The sequence below is a fragment of the Chryseobacterium sp. DZ-32 genome (assembly GCF_059587025.1).
In genome coordinates, this window is the sequence record NZ_JCAIOM010000005.1 from 223,811 (window position 1) to 239,093 (window position 15,283).

Consider the following 15,283-nt stretch of genomic DNA (forward strand, 5'->3'; position numbering starts at 1 on the left):
TCCGTGTAGTATCGTATTTTTTCATGTTTCCGTCAAAAATTTTCATATTTGAGCACTGAGACCACTAAAAAAAGACCGGGTGGTGAAAAGAGAATATTTCGAGTACTGTCTGACCTGATGAATCAGACAGTTTTTTTTTGATTATTGTAAGGTGTCAAAGAAATGATAAATATCTGTTTCCCCGGGAATATTCAATTTTTTTCTGATCCTGTATTTTTTCTGCTGAATACTTCTATGCTGAACCATCGTATAGTTTGCTATTTCTTTAGAAGAAAAATGTAATTTAAGCATCGCACAGAAAACCAGTTCGGAATTTTCAAGGTTGGGGTTAATCATAAAAAGCTGAGCGATAAATTCAGGGTAAGTTTCTTTAAAACGATCCAGAAACTCAGGATCATTCTTTTTACCAAGTTCTATAATTTCCTCCTGCTTATTGTCATTCATTCTTATTTTCAGATTTTCAGCTTCCCGGGCAAGAATTTTTTTTCGTTTTCTCAAGGCAATACTAATTCTCCAGGCATATACCCCCAGCAGGCAAAGCCCCAAAAACGACAGGGAAACAATCCAGTATATTTTGCTTTTATGCTGATCCGCATCCTGTTGGCTGACTGTAATAAAAGACTCCATATCCTGATTAATGGTAGCCAGCAAAGAGGTGTTGGTTCTGTCGAAAGCCTCTGTATAGGCTTTCAAATAAAAATAGGCCTTCTCTTTATCTCCGGTACGTTCATATAACATTCTGAGATCGTTATAGATATACTTACCATAATAAACATAGATACGTTTTGTTTTATTATTGATTTTCAATGCTTTAATCAGAGCCTGTTCCGCCTTATCATATTGTTTATCATAAAGAAAATATTCCCCCAAAATGGTATTGGCATAGAGGGCTATTCCATCTTCTTTACCTCTTAGATTGGCTTTATTATAAGCAATGGTTATATACTTATATGCAGAATCTTTGTCTTTATGCATATAGACATAATCGCTTATTGCACAATCTGCAAGACCGGTATCGTCCAGCCGTTTTGCTTTATGGAAATACCCGAGTGCTTTTTGGTATTGCTTTTTTTGAACAAGATAAATAGCCTGTCTGAAATAAATACTGAAAAGGATATCGTCTTTAAGTGGGGAATGATCACTTTTCCTGATAAGACTCATTGCTTCATTATTATACTGAAAAGCTTTATCAAGCCTTCGGAGCTCTACATTGAAGCGGCCATACACGTTGTAAAATCTTGCTTTGTGCAGGTTGTCTTCCGAATCATCCAGAATTTCCTTTGCATTATCAAAAAGAATCTGCGCCTTCTGGAAGTTTTCAAGCGATATATTAAGTTCTGCCAGATTGATATAGCACAGTGCCTTCCCATCCGGATAATTCATTTTATCAGCCTGTTTGTAATATTTTTTATTAAGACTAATGAGTGAATCATATTCTCCACCAAGTCTGAACTTTTCATTCTGTTTCAATAAAGCAACGTCAAATTTCTTTTCAGCCTCTTTCTTTGAATGGGAATGGCACGAAACTAAAACAAAAAGTAACACAAAAAGAAAAATACGCATCATATGTCTCTCTAATTAAGCTAAATTCATGTATATATTATGATTAAATAATGATTTCTCCAGAGAAAAAACAGTCTGTATAATTTTAAAATTCTCAATGGTTATTTCTGCTGAGATCAACAATAAATCTTTTCATAAAACAGAATCATTCTGCTTTTATTGTGATGTATTTCTTTATTCTGCCAGGTTATCAAAAAAATCGTAAATATCTGTTTCTCCGGGAATATTCAGTCTTTTTCTGATCCTGTATTTCTTTTGTTGAACAGATTTATGCTGTACAAAAGTATAATCTGCAATCTCTTTGGATGAAAAACGTAATTTCAGCATTGCACAGAAAGCCAGTTCTGAATTTTCAAGATCCGGATTGATCGCCAGCAGCGATTTAATAAATTCAGGAAAGAGCTCTTTAAATTTCAGCAGGAAAGAAGAATCATTTCTTTTAGCAAGTTCAGTCACCTCCTGAAGCTGTTTTGTCTGAACGTGATTTTTAAGTGCGTCGGTTTGTTCTTTTAAAGTATTCTTCTTCTTTTGTAATCTGTTAATCATTTTCCGTACATATACTCCTGAAACAGTAAGTACTGTGATAGACAATGCAATAAACAACGGAAGATCGTTTTTATGCCAGTCCGATTCCTGCTTCATTTCCGAAATAAAATCTTCGGTAGCTTTATTCATGACGGCAAATCGTTCTGCATCAAATCTTCCCTCCTCCTCCATATATTTCTTCAGATAAAAATAGGCCTTCCCTCCGTCATTTTTTTTCTTATATAATTCTGCAAGTGATTTATAAACTTCTTTGATATGTGAAGAATAGGTCCGTCTTGTCTTAATATTGATTTCCAGTGCTTTTTTTAGTGCTTTTTCAGCCTGTTCGCTATTTTCAATTTCATTATAGTAGTATCCCATTGTATAATACACCCAAAGAGATTCCACATCTGTAGTTTTCTGACTGATCATTTTTTCATCTGCTTTGCTGATGTATATACCGGCAGAATCAGGTTTATGAGTAAATAAATAGTATTGTGCCACCATACAATTGGTGTACGCCGAATTTTCCAACACATTTGCTTTTGTAAAGCATTTCAGAGAAGTTCCCAGCCATCCTTTCCATGCATAATAAATTCCTTTGTTTACATAAAGTCTGGGTAGAAGTTTTTGGCTAAGCTTTGTTTTTCCAGCCTGTTTGAGATAATAAAATGCCTTGTTGTTGCATTCTATAGCCTTATCGTTTAATTTAAGATGAGAATAATAGAGACTGTAATCATCATAGAATACTGCTTTATGGTAAGCATTTCCTGAATTAATCAGATCTTTTTCTGCTTTATTGAAAAAAAAACGGGCTTTTTCATAATTTCCTGCAGAAACATTTACGCCTGCCATATTCAGATAGCAGAGACCTTTTCCTGCTGTATATTTTATTTTTGCCGCTTTCTTCAGGTATTCTTTATTAAGCTTAACAAAAGCCTCATATTCACCAGACAGCTGAAGCTCAGAGCTTTGGGTCAACAGGGATATATCAAAATTTTCCCGGTCTGTATTATCAGTTTCCTTATGACATGAAAACATAACCAGAAGCAGCCCCACGAAGATTGTAAAGGCTATTATCTCTTTGATAGCCTTTGAGCGGATCGTTTTATTTTTAAAAATGATTACATTAATTTTTCCCATCAGCACCACTTTTCCCTGTATATCTACATATCTACCTATTCACTTACTTAAAAATAAGTTGATAATTTTCTATCGTTATTCTAATATTATTCCCCAATCAGTGTTATAAATATACATAAATTATCATGTTCATTGTGAAATAAACAGGTTATTTCGCAAAAATGTAACATTCAGATAAAATATTGTAATATTTCTCATTTAAACAAACACTTTTTACCATTTAAAGACTGCTTTTATGAACTTTCTGTCAAAAAGTATATGCTTTATTTTAATAAGACTACCTGAAACGATATTTGTTACAAGCAGATAAGGTTGTTTTATAATTTTTGATAAATTATTTTGACAAACAAAATTATCTCCATATTTGTATATTGATCATATGAAAAATCTTATCAGCATGAATAATATCAGCTATCGCAAACTTCTTCCTGAAGAAAGTAAGGCATATCGGGCAATCCGTCTGGAAAGTCTGGAACAGTTTCCTGGGTCATTTTGCGCAACCTATCAGGAAGCCCGGAAAATTGAAAAATTTCAGATGGAAAACGACATTGAAGAACAGACTTTTGGAAAATTTGTAGTGGGTGCATTCGCAGATGATCTGCTTATAGGAATCTGTGCTTTTGTTAAAAGTAACGAAAACTCAGGTACCCTTTACCAGATGTATGTAAAAAGAGTGTTCCAGGGAAAGAATATTGGTCAGGGATTGATTGAAGCTGTTATTCATGAAGCAGGCAGACAGTTTAATGATATTGAAATTTTCCTGGAAGTTACACCCGGAAATGACAAAGCGTACAATTTATACAGAAAAACAGGATTTTTGGAAGTAAAAAATACCTCTGCCAAAGATCCCAGTAATTATATTGTAATGAAATATACACCTGAATAAAAGCTGGATAACTTTCAAAATCATGATACAGAAACCTGGTACTGCATAGTTAAATATGATAAAGGAATCAGGGGATTTATTAAATTTAACAGAGAAAAGGGATACAGTTTAATTTATAACGTATCATTAATTTTTTAAGTTAAATTGAAACATGAAAACGGAAAATTTTGAAACAGTATGTGAAGACGGTGTAAAGCTTAAAGGCATTCTTCTTATTCCGGAGCATCCGAAGGCAGTGATCCAGTTTAACTGCGGCACCGCAACTAGAAAAGAATTTTATCTGTCTTTCCTCACCTATCTTGCTGAACATGATTTTCTGTGCTGTCTTTGGGACTACAGAGGAAGCGGAGATTCTTCTTCCTGCAATCTGAGATCCTGCGAGTTTACTTTTTCAGATTATGGAGTAAAAGATATGCCCGCCATCAAAAATTTTCTGAATAACAGATTTCCTGATCTTCCGTTTATGATTGTTGGGCACAGTGCCGGCGGACAGCAAATAGGATTTATGAAAAACCTGGAGAATGTAAAAGGAATGGTCAATTTTGCGGTATCAGCAGGTTATTACAGGAATATGCCGCCTTATTACAGGATGAAGGCTTATTTCTATTTTTACATTTTTGCGCCGATAAGTGTTTTCATGACTGGCTATGTGAAAGCCAAAACCTTTGGATTAATGGAAAACCTACCCAGGAATGTAGTGTTTGAATGGCGTACCTGGCTTGAAAAGAAAGATTATTTTTTCGATGCTCAATTTTATGGTACAAATGTACCTGTAGGGCATTTCAAGAATTATACATTCCCCATTCATTTATTCTGGACTACCGATGATACTATTTCAAGCCAGAAAAACACAGAAACGTACTGGCAGCATATTGACAGTAAAAAAGAGATCACCTTCACAAAATTAGTTCCTTCGGAATTAGGATTGAAAAAAATTGATCATTTCGGTTTTTTCAAAAAAAATATGAAAGACAGGCTTTGGGCTAATGTGGTAGAAAAGTTAAACGGTTTTCTTTAAACCATTTAACCCTGATCATTTTTTAAAGTCTTTACAAATTTCTCAAACTGTCGATCTGTATTTCGTAAGACCGGTCCGTGGCCAAAGCAGATAGTAGCCGGATTCAATTCTGCCAGTTTCTGAAGCGATTTGATATTGCGCTGCTGATCTGTGGTGAACATATTGGGAGGAAGCCGAAGTCCCGGCACTGTCGTAAGCAGGTTCATATTGGTAGCGGCATCCCCAATGATCAGTAATCCATCCTGCTCACGGAACAAGGAAATATGACCTCCCGCATGTCCTGGGGTTTCTATTACCTGAAAATTTCCGATTTTATCGTTTTCAACGATGGTCTGCCCTACTTTATGTCCCTGACCTGCCCAGTATTTTTGCTGAAGCTTTGCCAGCCAATGCTGCGGAGCCGGATAGTCGTTGGTTACGAGACCTGTTTCAGTCCTGAAAACTTCATTGGGATGGCAGAGCAGGGGTATGTTGAACTCTGCACATATATGATCGCTGCAGCCCTGGTGGTCTGCATGGGCATGGGTTAGTACATGTTGATGAACAGGGAATTTCCGTAGGACTTTCTTTATGGTTGTGTACGAACTTCGTATTCCCGAGTCTACCAGAACACCTTCCATAATATAGCAATTGATACTGTTTCGCGGCATGAGTGGAATATGGAATACTTCAGGAGCAATTTGACGTAGCATAATTTTTTTTCTGCAAATCTACATTGCTGATCAGTATGGCATAAGGACATTTGTCCTATAATATGCCGGGTCTGTGGATTTGTCCCTTCGCCCTGGTAAGCGATCGCTGTGTGATTCCAAGATATGAAGCCAGATCCTGTGTCGATATCCGTTTTACGAGCATCGGTTCATCAAATAAGACATGACGGTATTTGTCTACAGCGGATTTATTATTGTAATTCAGAAGATAACGTTCCTTTTGAATATACTCCTGTTCAATCACCGATTTTATAACTCCGTTCAGAGCAGCCACCTTTTCCAGCAGCTGCTGATAGTCTGGATAACTTATTCTATAGATTATGCTGTCTTCTAAAGCCCTGAAGCTTTTTCCGGATTTCTCCTGCGCTATAAACCCGGGAAATGAGGTGACAAATTCATTTTCAAACTTGAAGCAGGTTATATTTTCCTTACCTTCTTGATCGGTAGCATATGCTTTTACAGCGCCACTGGCAATAAATCCGATATAACGGCAGATTTCATCTTCATGAATAAAAAAATCACCTTTTTTTAAGTGAACCGGTTTGAAGAACTGTGAAGAAAAGTTGACTTCATCGGGTGATAACCCTCCTGTTGAGGACAGATAATTTTCAAATATATTAGTCATCCTGCAGTCTGTTTAGTCTTTATTTTCCTGCAAATCACACATCAGATCCGGTAATTTTGAAGGAATTAATTATAAAAATAAGGTTCGGTTAATTATCATTTTTAAATATTAAGAACCCTTAAATACATACTCATCATACACCGTATTGATCAGCTCATCAGGATTGATATTCCGTGAAAAAATAGGATAATGAAAGCGATCCAGTTTATTAAGAATACGGATCAGTTCCATCTTCTCGTAATGGTTGAGATTTCCGGCAACGATATTGGTAGCCTGCCTGATCTTTTCCATCTGGTTTTCCAGAACCTGTAATCCTCTTTCGGTAATACGGATTAATTTACTGCGTTTATCTAAATCAGAATCTGTCTGTTCTATAAGTCCCTGACGCAAAAGTCTTGCGATAATAAGCATTCCCACCGGCTTATCATGGATATTTTTTTTGATAAGCGCCATTTTTGACATTTCCCCAAAAGCTTTAAGATTAATCAGATAAATAAAATCTTCCTGAGTCGAAAATTCAGAATGTGAGATGGCAGACTTTGAATAGGTTTTTGCATACCGGTTAAGATGAACAAGTAATGTACTGATGGCACTCTCCGGCGTTCTTCCATTCTCCTTGCCTTCCCAGTAGGGCTCTTCAGGATGATGTGCTTCAATATTCCCTTTACCAGAAATCCATGCTTTAAAGCCCTGAATAGTCACCGGATAAGACTCCGGGCTATTACTGACTTCTGTTTCAAACTCTTCCAGCAGGTCTATATAATCTTTAATAAGCGTGTAATTCATTTCTATTAAATAGTTTACAAATATACTAAATCTACCTCATACATAAGCAAGATTAAAGCAAATAGAATAGATTCTGTGAGCAATGGTGAACGGGTATTTCCTGTATAATACTTTGTTTTTTATCTTCTCCAAATCTGGAATAAAAAGAAATGATAATCTGATCATTTTGGTTATCAAAGTTTTCCAATCAATTGTTGTGTGGTATTACGATATAACACGGTATAATAATTGTTGGAAAATAGACAGGAGTAAAATAAGCGTATGGATCATATAGAAACCGAACCAATAGATTTGGTAAGAGATAAAGATTATGTTGATAAATACTTCAGTTTAACTATAAAAAAGGAATTGAATATAGACATCAATGTGAGCAGTGAGTATATTACTGCACAAAATATTGTTTCCCGAAAATTAATTCTGGTGAAAACATTTTCAGATGCTGTCATGGGAAATCCTGAGCTGTACCTTTTATTGGCTTCTCTCATTCATGATGTCAATACCCACTCTTTAACAAAGGGACAGATCATCAGAGCACTGGAAAAAGAATAAAGATCTCTCAAAAGCCTGAGAGATCTTTTATTTTTTAATGTAACCGGATATTATACCTGTTCTTTCAAATGTTTCGCAACCATTGCTTCCAGATCATCAAGATTAAAAGGTTTTGAAACATAATCATCGGCTTTTGCTTCTGAGGCCAAAGCAACAATATCATTATTGGCTGTAACATAAATGACCGGAATATGTTTAAATTCTTCGGTGCTTTTGAGAAGTTTTGTAGCTTCTACCCCTCCTATTTTAGGAATCCAGTTATCCATGAGAATAACATCCGGCTTGTAGTCTGCCACTTTCTCAAGGATATCGTGTGAAGTTTCTGAGATTCTGACATCATATCCGTTTTCTTCAAATATGATGGTGATCACTTCTAAGATAGCCGCTTCATCATCAAAAATTAAAATCTTCTTTTTACTCATATTATGTAGATTATTCTATTCTGAAATATTATAATTGTTTTATATAATCCGCTAAACCGGCGGGCGTGATAATTAAATCATATTCAATTTCTTCTATGGCATGTTTCGGCATAAATTCCACTTCTGCTGTTTCCGGATCCTGAATCCATACCTGCCCGTTATTTTTTTTAATATAACTTAAGCCTTCTACTCCATCGGCATTAGCTCCCGATAAAAGGATACCGATCAGATTTTCCCCATAAATTTCTGCTGCAGACCTGAAAGTAACATCTATAGAGGGACGGGAATAATTCATTTTTTCCGAGCTGTCCAATGACATCCATTGCATATTCTCAAACAACAAATGATAGTCTGCGGGAACAATATATATGGTGTTACCAGCAACCTCCGTTTTATCTTCAACCTCTATGACAGGTATTCTGGTAAACTGCTGCAGTAAAGTGCGCAGAATATCTCCCGATTGAGCTTTACGATGCATCACCAGTACAATGGGAGCAGGGATGGTATTACCCAGGTTTTTGATCATTTCTATGATGACCTGCAAACTTCCTGCTGATCCGCCGATAACGATTAATTCTGTATTGGTCTGTGATTTCATTCCGCTCATTACTAGTGGTGATCAATTTTTTTCCAGATTTTCTGATCTTCAACCTGATGGTAATTTTTGTCGATAGCAGAAAACCGAAGAGTTTCTTTTGCTCCCAATGCGAGAAAACCTAAATTTTCCAGGCTGTTATCAAAAAGTCTGAATACCCTTTCCTGAAGTTCTCTGTCGAAATAAATCAGTACATTCCTGCACACAATCAGCTGAAAACTATTGAAAGAGCTGTCTGACACAAGGTTATGTGTTGATAAAATCAGTTTTTCCTGTAAGCTTTTATCAAATCTTACACTATCATAATTGGCAGTATAATAATCCGAAAAGTCTTTTAATCCGCCTGAAAGCATGTAATTTTCCGAATACAGTTTCATCTGCTGCAAAGGGAAAATACCTGCTCTGGCTGTTTCAAGAACAGCGGGGTTCAAATCGGTTCCATAAATCAGAGACTTACTGTAAAGACCGGCTTCTTTCAGCAGAATGGCTATAGAATATGCTTCTTCACCTGTTGAACATCCTGCAATCCAGACCCTGATGAGCGGATAGGTTCCCAACTGAGGCAATATATTATCCCGCAGTGCTTTAAAAAAGGAAGGATCCCGGAACATTTCCGTAACATTTACTGTAACTTCTTCTACAAAACGTTTTAAGTACTCTGTATCATTCATCACAGTGTATCTGAGCTCTGCAAAACTGGTAAACCTGTCTAAAAGACATATACGGTTAACTCTTCTTTTAAATGAAGCCCTGCTATAACCTGAAAAGTCATAGCCATACCTGTCATACACATCTCTAATGAGATATTCTACTTCTTCATCTTTTATGATACTTGGTTCCAGCATCTATGAAAGTTTTTCTATTGCCGTTATTAAAAGATCCACATCAATGGGTTTTGTTACGTAATCATCAGCTCCGGCTTCCAGACATTTCTGGCGGTCTTCGGGCATTGCCTGTGCGGTGACAGCAATCACCGGAACATGTTTGATTTCCTGAGTATCCCTTATCATTTTTACAGCTTCATATCCGTCTATGCCAGGCATCATCATGTCCATAAGAACAACGGAAAACAGAGGATCAGACTTCATCATTTCCAGGGCATCCTGTGCCATTGTACATGATTCTACTGTGTATCCACGGGCTTTAAGAGTTAGTTTTAAAGCAAATATATTGCGTGGGTCATCATCCACGATTAAAATTTTCTTATTCATCAGAATTTTATCTGTTTAACTTTCATACAACCAAACACGAAGGAGTGATAATAGCTGATCTATATCGACAGGTTTTGAAATATAGTCTGAAGCTCCTGCTGTAATACATTTCTCCCTTTCTCCAATCATTGATTTAGCGGTAATAGCTATAATAGGCAGTCTTTTAAATGCCGGCATTTTTCTTATTTCCTTAATTGTTTCATAGCCATCCATTTCCGGCATCATCATATCCATCAGAATAACATCTACATCCGGATTGTGGCTGATTTGCTCCAAAGCATGTTTTCCATCCATCGCTACAATGACCTCAACTTTATATTTTTCCAGTGCTTTGGTTAAAGAAAAAATATTGCGGACATCATCATCAGTAATGAGTACTTTTTTACCACTCAGCACTTCTGTTAAAGAACCCAGCATTCTGCCTGTATTACCTTCGGCCGAACTGTTTTTTTCTTCCACCAAATGTAAGAATAAACCAACCTCATCTAAAACTCTTTGATAGGAATGTGCAGTTTTTACGACAATAGAATCTGCATATTGCTTTATTTTCAGTTCTTCTTCTTTGGATAAATGATGTTCCGTAAAAATAATGATCGGTAGATTTTCCAGTCCCTCATAGCTTTTGATTGATTCTATGACGTGATAATCATTGGCTTTCGTGCTTCCGATATCCAGAATTACACAGTCGACAAGGTCTGAAGTAAGTGCTTTTACACTATCCTCCACATTATGTTCCACTGATAAGGAAATATTAAAATTACTCAGGAAATAAGACAATGCGCTGGCATGTTTGGCATTTTCTTCAACAATTAAAACTTTTTGAGGCCCTTTTTGTAATGCCTCTTCAATTTTCCTGAATACATCCGTCATTTTATCCAGAGCCACAGGCTTATTGATAAAGTCTACCGCTCCTTTCAACAGGCTTTCTTTTTTCACATGCAGCGCAGACATCATATGTACCGGAATGTGTTTTACCTGAGGATCAGACTTCAACTCGTCCATGACTTCCCAGCCATCTTTTACAGGAAGCTGAATATCCAGTAAAATGGCGTGAGGATGATATTTCTGAGCCGCCGAAAGACCATAATCTCCTCTTACGACCACTACCCCTTTATAGTTCTGTAAGCGGGCATATTTCAATAGAGCTTTTGCAAAATTGGTATCATCTTCAATGATAAGGATGATTTTGTCCCCTTTCTGAATATTCTCTCTGTCGTCCTCCACATCTTCAGGAATTTCCAATGTGTTCGTTTTAACAGTTTCTCCTTCATCAAGGATATTCTGAATTTCTTCAACATCTTCCCGTATAATTTCCACCAGATCCTGATCCGTTTCGGAATGAACAATTTCAGTTACCTGATGTACAGGAATAATAAAGCTGAATTCACTTCCTTTATTGAGTTCACTTTCCAGAACAAGCTCACCTCCTAAAAGTCTTGCAATTTCACGGCTTATTGAAAGTCCCAGACCTGTACCTCCAAATTTTCTTTTTGTAGATCCGTCAGCCTGCTGAAATGCTTCAAAGATAATTTTCTGCTTATCCTCAGCTATTCCGACACCGGTATCTTTTACTGAAAATATAATAAAATCAGGTTTTTCAGAATGTTTTTTAATCAATAAACTGATGCTTCCTTTTGTTGTAAACTTTAAAGCATTGGACAGCAGGTTTCTTAATACCTGATCTATGCGGAGGCGGTCGCTTTCAATAACGGGCTTCACGTCCGAATCAATTTCGATATTGAAAGGAAGGGCTTTTTCCTGAAATACAGGATTAAACAGGCTCTTCAGATCTTTTACAATTTCTTCAATAACCACTTCCTGATATTCCAGAGTCATTTTACCGGATTCTATTTTGGCCAGGTCAAGAATCTCATCTATTAATGTTAATAAGCTTGTTCCTGAACTTTGAATAACTTTAGCAGATTCCACCTGGTCTTCGTTAAGGTTTTCATCCGGATTTTCTGCCATTAACCGCGATAACAGAAGGATTGAATTAAGCGGTGTACGAAGTTCATGAGACATATTGGCTAAAAATTCAGACTTGTATTTGGTGCTGAGTGCCAGTTCCTCTACTTTTTTCTGAATCTCATTATTACGTTCAGCAATTAAATGATTCTTTTCTTCGAGCAATCGTGAGCGTTCCTCCAATTCGGCATTGGCCTGCATCAGCTCTTCCTGCTGTACCTTCAATTCTTCTTCTGAAGCCTGAAGCTTCTGCGTTTGTGCTTCCAGTTCAGTATTGAGGTTTTCAAGCTCAGAATGCTGTACCTGTAATTCTTCAGACTGTGCCTGGGTTTCTTCCAGCAGCTGCTGTTCTTTTTCTCTTCCTTTTGCCGCATTCAGGGCTATTCCTATATTGATGCAGCACTCTTCAAAATAGCTGATTCTGTCTTCTTCAAAATTAGAGGTAGATCCTAATTCCAGGACTCCTATGGCATGGCCGTCTGCAAAAACAGGTATCAGAATGATGCCATAGATCTTAATGGTACTGCTCGCAAAGGTTACTACAAAATCATCTTCATGAAGATTATTGTACACCTGTGTTTTAGCATTCATAAAAGCCTGCCCCACCATTCCTTCACCCGGCTCAAAAGTCTGTTTCATATTGGCTTCCAGACCAAATGCTTTGTTGAGCTTCAGGACACCTTCGTCAAAAAGATATAATGAACCGTTGATACAGTTTCCGTATTCAATCAACTGATGTAAAGCCCTGCCGGCAACTTCTTTTACTGATTTATTTCCGACAAGGGACTCATTCAGTAAAGCAAGACCTTTCTGGCGCCAGTCGCTTTTATTAATTTTTTCAAAAGATGTTTTAAGAGATTCGGTCATGTGGTTCAATGATTCTACAAGATCTCCGAGATCATCCTCTGCATTATCCACAGCTTTCTCACTGTAATCACCATTGGCTACTCTGTTTGCAATTTTTTGAATGGCACTTACACGGCGCGTCATTTCCTGATCTTTATCCCTCAGCATTTTTTCCAGCTCATCTCTTCTGATGAGATCTGCCCTCATTTTAAAATAGAAAAATGTGGTCACAACTACCGCAGCCAGCGCAGAAAAAACAATAAAAAGAACGGTCGTTTCTGATGAGCGTGTTAAATCTTTGTTTTTGATTTCAACCTGGCTCTCTTCATACTGCACAAAATCTTTTACAATTTTACGGCACTCGTCCATATAAGCTTTACCGGTAACGATTTGCTGCTGGGTCATCACAATACCCTTCCGTCTGTTTTCCACAAGATTTTTCAGGTTATCCATCACCTGGCTCACCGCTACTTTTAATCCGGCAAGTCTTTCCTGTTGGTTTTTATCCTTCAATCCCAATGATTCTGCAAGCACCAGCGCTTTGGAGTATTCTCTTAATCCGCGTTTATAGGGTTCGAGAAAATCTTCTCTTCCGGTCAGCTGATAGCCCCTGTTTCCTGTTTCAGCATCCAGCAAGGCTACCAGAACATCCTTAACAGCTGTTACAGAACGCCTGCTTTTGGAAAGACTCTCACGGTGATTCATTTGATTCTGAATACTCCAGTATGAAGCTATCGAACTGGCTATCAATATCAAAAGCGAAAGACCTATTCCAAACTGGAGATTTCGTATAATTTTTTTCGGCATGAAAATTAATTTAATGGTAAGGTAAAATAAAACGTAGATCCTTCATCTACAATACTGGAAACACCAACACTTCCGTGGTGCTGTTTGATGATTTCAGAGCATATAAACAGACCGATTCCCATTCCCTGGAACTGCAGTGAAGATTCTTCCACACGATAGAACTTCTTGAATACGGCCTCCTGTTTAAAGTCAGGAATTCCGATTCCAAAATCTGTAACATTCACTCTCACCTCCTGAGCTTCTTCATCCACAAAGGTGGTTACAATCACCTGGTTATTATGAGGGGAATATTTGATCGCATTGGTCAGGAAATTAATCAGCACCTGCTCGATACGGATTTCATCCAGGGGAATTAAAATATCAGGTTTTACCCCATGGCGTTCAATTTTCACCTGCCGTTCATGGGTTTGTTTTATGGTTTCAATGGCATTACTGATCACATTTTCCAGATTCACCGGCTTTTTATTGATTTTCAGTTTTCCGTTTTCAATTTTTGAAACATCAAGAAGATCCGTGATGAGTGTATTCAGCTTTTCAATCTGGCTCTGGACTTTTGTAACAAATCCTGCTTCGGAGCTGTCTTTATCTAATTTCAGCTTTCTTTCCAATAGCTGAACATAGGCTTTAATACTGGTTAAAGGGGTTTTTAATTCGTGGCTTGCAATACTTAAGAATTCATCTTTTTCTTTTTCCACTTTTTTCTGATCGTCAATATCGGTAAATGTTCCTACCCAGTTTTTAATACGGTGTTCATCATATACAGGGGTTACCCTAAGCAAATGATAACGGTAATGGCCCGAAATAACATTTTTAATTCTGATCTCCAATTCAAGAGCTTTTCCTTTTTTTCTGCATCTTTCCAGTTCTTCGCTGATCTTATGATCATCAGGGTGTGTTTCCGGAAAATCCTGTTCATTGTCTGAATATTGGTACCACTTACCATTAACAAAATCAACTGCACCTTCTTCATTCAGAGTAAATGCAATCTGTGGAAGAGACTCCAGCATAAGATGAAAATGGTCTATCTGGGATTTCATGGTCACCTGAGATTCCCGTCTTCCTTTTACTTCCAGTTCCAGATTCTGCTGTGTTTTTTTCATAGCAATATTCTGCTCCTGGAGATTATAAAAAGTTTTCACTTTAAGCAGAAGAATTTCAGGATCCACGGGCTTGGTTACGTAATCTTTACCACCAGAAGCGTAACCTTGGGTAATGAATTTTTTATCGGTATTAACAGCGGATAAAAATATAATAGGAACATCTTTGGTTTTACTGTAGTCTGCAAGAGTTTCTGCAACTTCAAAGCCATCCATATCAGGCATCTGAACATCTAAAATAATTAAGGCATAGTCATTTTTCAATGCTTTGCCGAGAGCCTCTTCACCGGAGCTGGCCGTTTCAACCTGGAAATCTTTAGATTCAAGTAATTTTTGAAGCGAATAAAGATTACTTTGGTTGTCATCAACAATTAAAATCATAGAAGTTAAAATCAATAATTAGTTACGGATACTTTAGCTTCAAAAATACTCACAATATTTGAAAAAACAGTAATTTTTAAAGGTTTATGCATAAGGATTTCGTACCACATTTTTTAAGAAAAACAGCAATGGCATAATGATTGAAATTATTTAC

General features: G+C 37.0%; 14 protein-coding genes. 3 read left to right on the forward strand and 11 right to left on the reverse strand.

Going from position 1 to position 15,283, the window contains the following annotated elements:
• Window positions 1–141: 141 nt before the first annotated feature.
• Together AC59HC_RS07540 and AC59HC_RS07545 are read right to left on the reverse strand one after the other, a co-directional pair.
• Window positions 142–1,566, reverse strand: coding sequence for a tetratricopeptide repeat protein (locus AC59HC_RS07540; protein ID WP_202843066.1), 1,425 nt, complete (start codon window positions 1,564–1,566; stop codon window positions 142–144).
• Between the two features lie 171 nt (window positions 1,567–1,737).
• The gene (locus AC59HC_RS07545; RefSeq protein WP_202843068.1) at window positions 1,738–3,231 is read right to left on the reverse strand and encodes a tetratricopeptide repeat protein; all 1,494 of its coding nucleotides are present in this window, start codon (window positions 3,229–3,231) and stop codon (window positions 1,738–1,740) included.
• Window positions 3,232–3,610: 379 nt separating this feature from the next.
• Here AC59HC_RS07545 and AC59HC_RS07550 point away from each other — a divergent pair, with 379 nt between their 5' ends.
• Together AC59HC_RS07550 and AC59HC_RS07555 are read left to right on the forward strand one after the other, a co-directional pair.
• Window positions 3,611–4,117 (forward strand): GNAT family N-acetyltransferase, encoded by a 507-nt coding sequence (locus AC59HC_RS07550; RefSeq protein WP_238349693.1) that lies wholly within the window; start codon window positions 3,611–3,613, stop codon window positions 4,115–4,117.
• 151 nt (window positions 4,118–4,268) lie between these two features.
• A complete protein-coding gene (locus AC59HC_RS07555) occupies window positions 4,269–5,135 on the forward strand; it encodes an alpha/beta hydrolase family protein (protein ID WP_496558370.1) in 867 nt (288 codons plus the stop codon).
• Between the two features lie 5 nt (window positions 5,136–5,140).
• Here the strand turns inward: AC59HC_RS07555 and AC59HC_RS07560 are convergent, their stop codons facing one another.
• From AC59HC_RS07560 to AC59HC_RS07570, 3 genes are all read right to left on the reverse strand, one after another.
• Complete coding sequence (locus AC59HC_RS07560) at window positions 5,141–5,827, reverse strand: MBL fold metallo-hydrolase (RefSeq protein WP_496558371.1); 687 nt, start codon at window positions 5,825–5,827, stop codon at window positions 5,141–5,143.
• 55 nt (window positions 5,828–5,882) lie between these two features.
• The gene (locus AC59HC_RS07565) at window positions 5,883–6,470 is read right to left on the reverse strand and encodes a Crp/Fnr family transcriptional regulator (RefSeq protein ID WP_202843074.1); all 588 of its coding nucleotides are present in this window, start codon (window positions 6,468–6,470) and stop codon (window positions 5,883–5,885) included.
• 108 nt (window positions 6,471–6,578) lie between these two features.
• Window positions 6,579–7,256, reverse strand: coding sequence for a MarR family winged helix-turn-helix transcriptional regulator (locus tag AC59HC_RS07570; protein ID WP_202843076.1), 678 nt, complete (start codon window positions 7,254–7,256; stop codon window positions 6,579–6,581).
• A 261-nt stretch (window positions 7,257–7,517) separates the two neighbouring features.
• On the opposite strand from AC59HC_RS07570, the gene AC59HC_RS07575 reads away from it, so the two are divergent.
• A complete protein-coding gene (locus AC59HC_RS07575) occupies window positions 7,518–7,805 on the forward strand; it encodes a hypothetical protein (protein ID WP_202843078.1) in 288 nt (95 codons plus the stop codon).
• Window positions 7,806–7,855: 50 nt separating this feature from the next.
• Here the strand turns inward: AC59HC_RS07575 and AC59HC_RS07580 are convergent, their stop codons facing one another.
• Genes AC59HC_RS07580 through AC59HC_RS07605 form a run of 6 tightly spaced genes read right to left on the reverse strand, consistent with a single transcriptional unit; the run spans window position 7,856 to window position 15,129 of the window.
• A complete protein-coding gene (locus AC59HC_RS07580) occupies window positions 7,856–8,227 on the reverse strand; it encodes a response regulator (protein ID WP_343640463.1) in 372 nt (123 codons plus the stop codon).
• A 28-nt stretch (window positions 8,228–8,255) separates the two neighbouring features.
• On the reverse strand, window positions 8,256–8,834 hold the full coding sequence (locus AC59HC_RS07585; RefSeq protein ID WP_202843082.1) for a chemotaxis protein CheB: 579 nt from the start codon (window positions 8,832–8,834) through the stop codon (window positions 8,256–8,258).
• A 2-nt stretch (window positions 8,835–8,836) separates the two neighbouring features.
• Complete coding sequence (locus AC59HC_RS07590) at window positions 8,837–9,667, reverse strand: CheR family methyltransferase (protein WP_110009717.1); 831 nt, start codon at window positions 9,665–9,667, stop codon at window positions 8,837–8,839.
• Complete coding sequence (locus tag AC59HC_RS07595) at window positions 9,668–10,033, reverse strand: response regulator (RefSeq protein ID WP_202843084.1); 366 nt, start codon at window positions 10,031–10,033, stop codon at window positions 9,668–9,670.
• 15 nt (window positions 10,034–10,048) lie between these two features.
• The gene (locus tag AC59HC_RS07600; RefSeq protein WP_496558372.1) at window positions 10,049–13,651 is read right to left on the reverse strand and encodes a response regulator; all 3,603 of its coding nucleotides are present in this window, start codon (window positions 13,649–13,651) and stop codon (window positions 10,049–10,051) included.
• A gap of 5 nt (window positions 13,652–13,656) precedes the next feature.
• A complete protein-coding gene (locus tag AC59HC_RS07605) occupies window positions 13,657–15,129 on the reverse strand; it encodes a hybrid sensor histidine kinase/response regulator (RefSeq protein ID WP_202843091.1) in 1,473 nt (490 codons plus the stop codon).
• Between the last annotated feature and the right edge of the window lie 154 nt (window positions 15,130–15,283).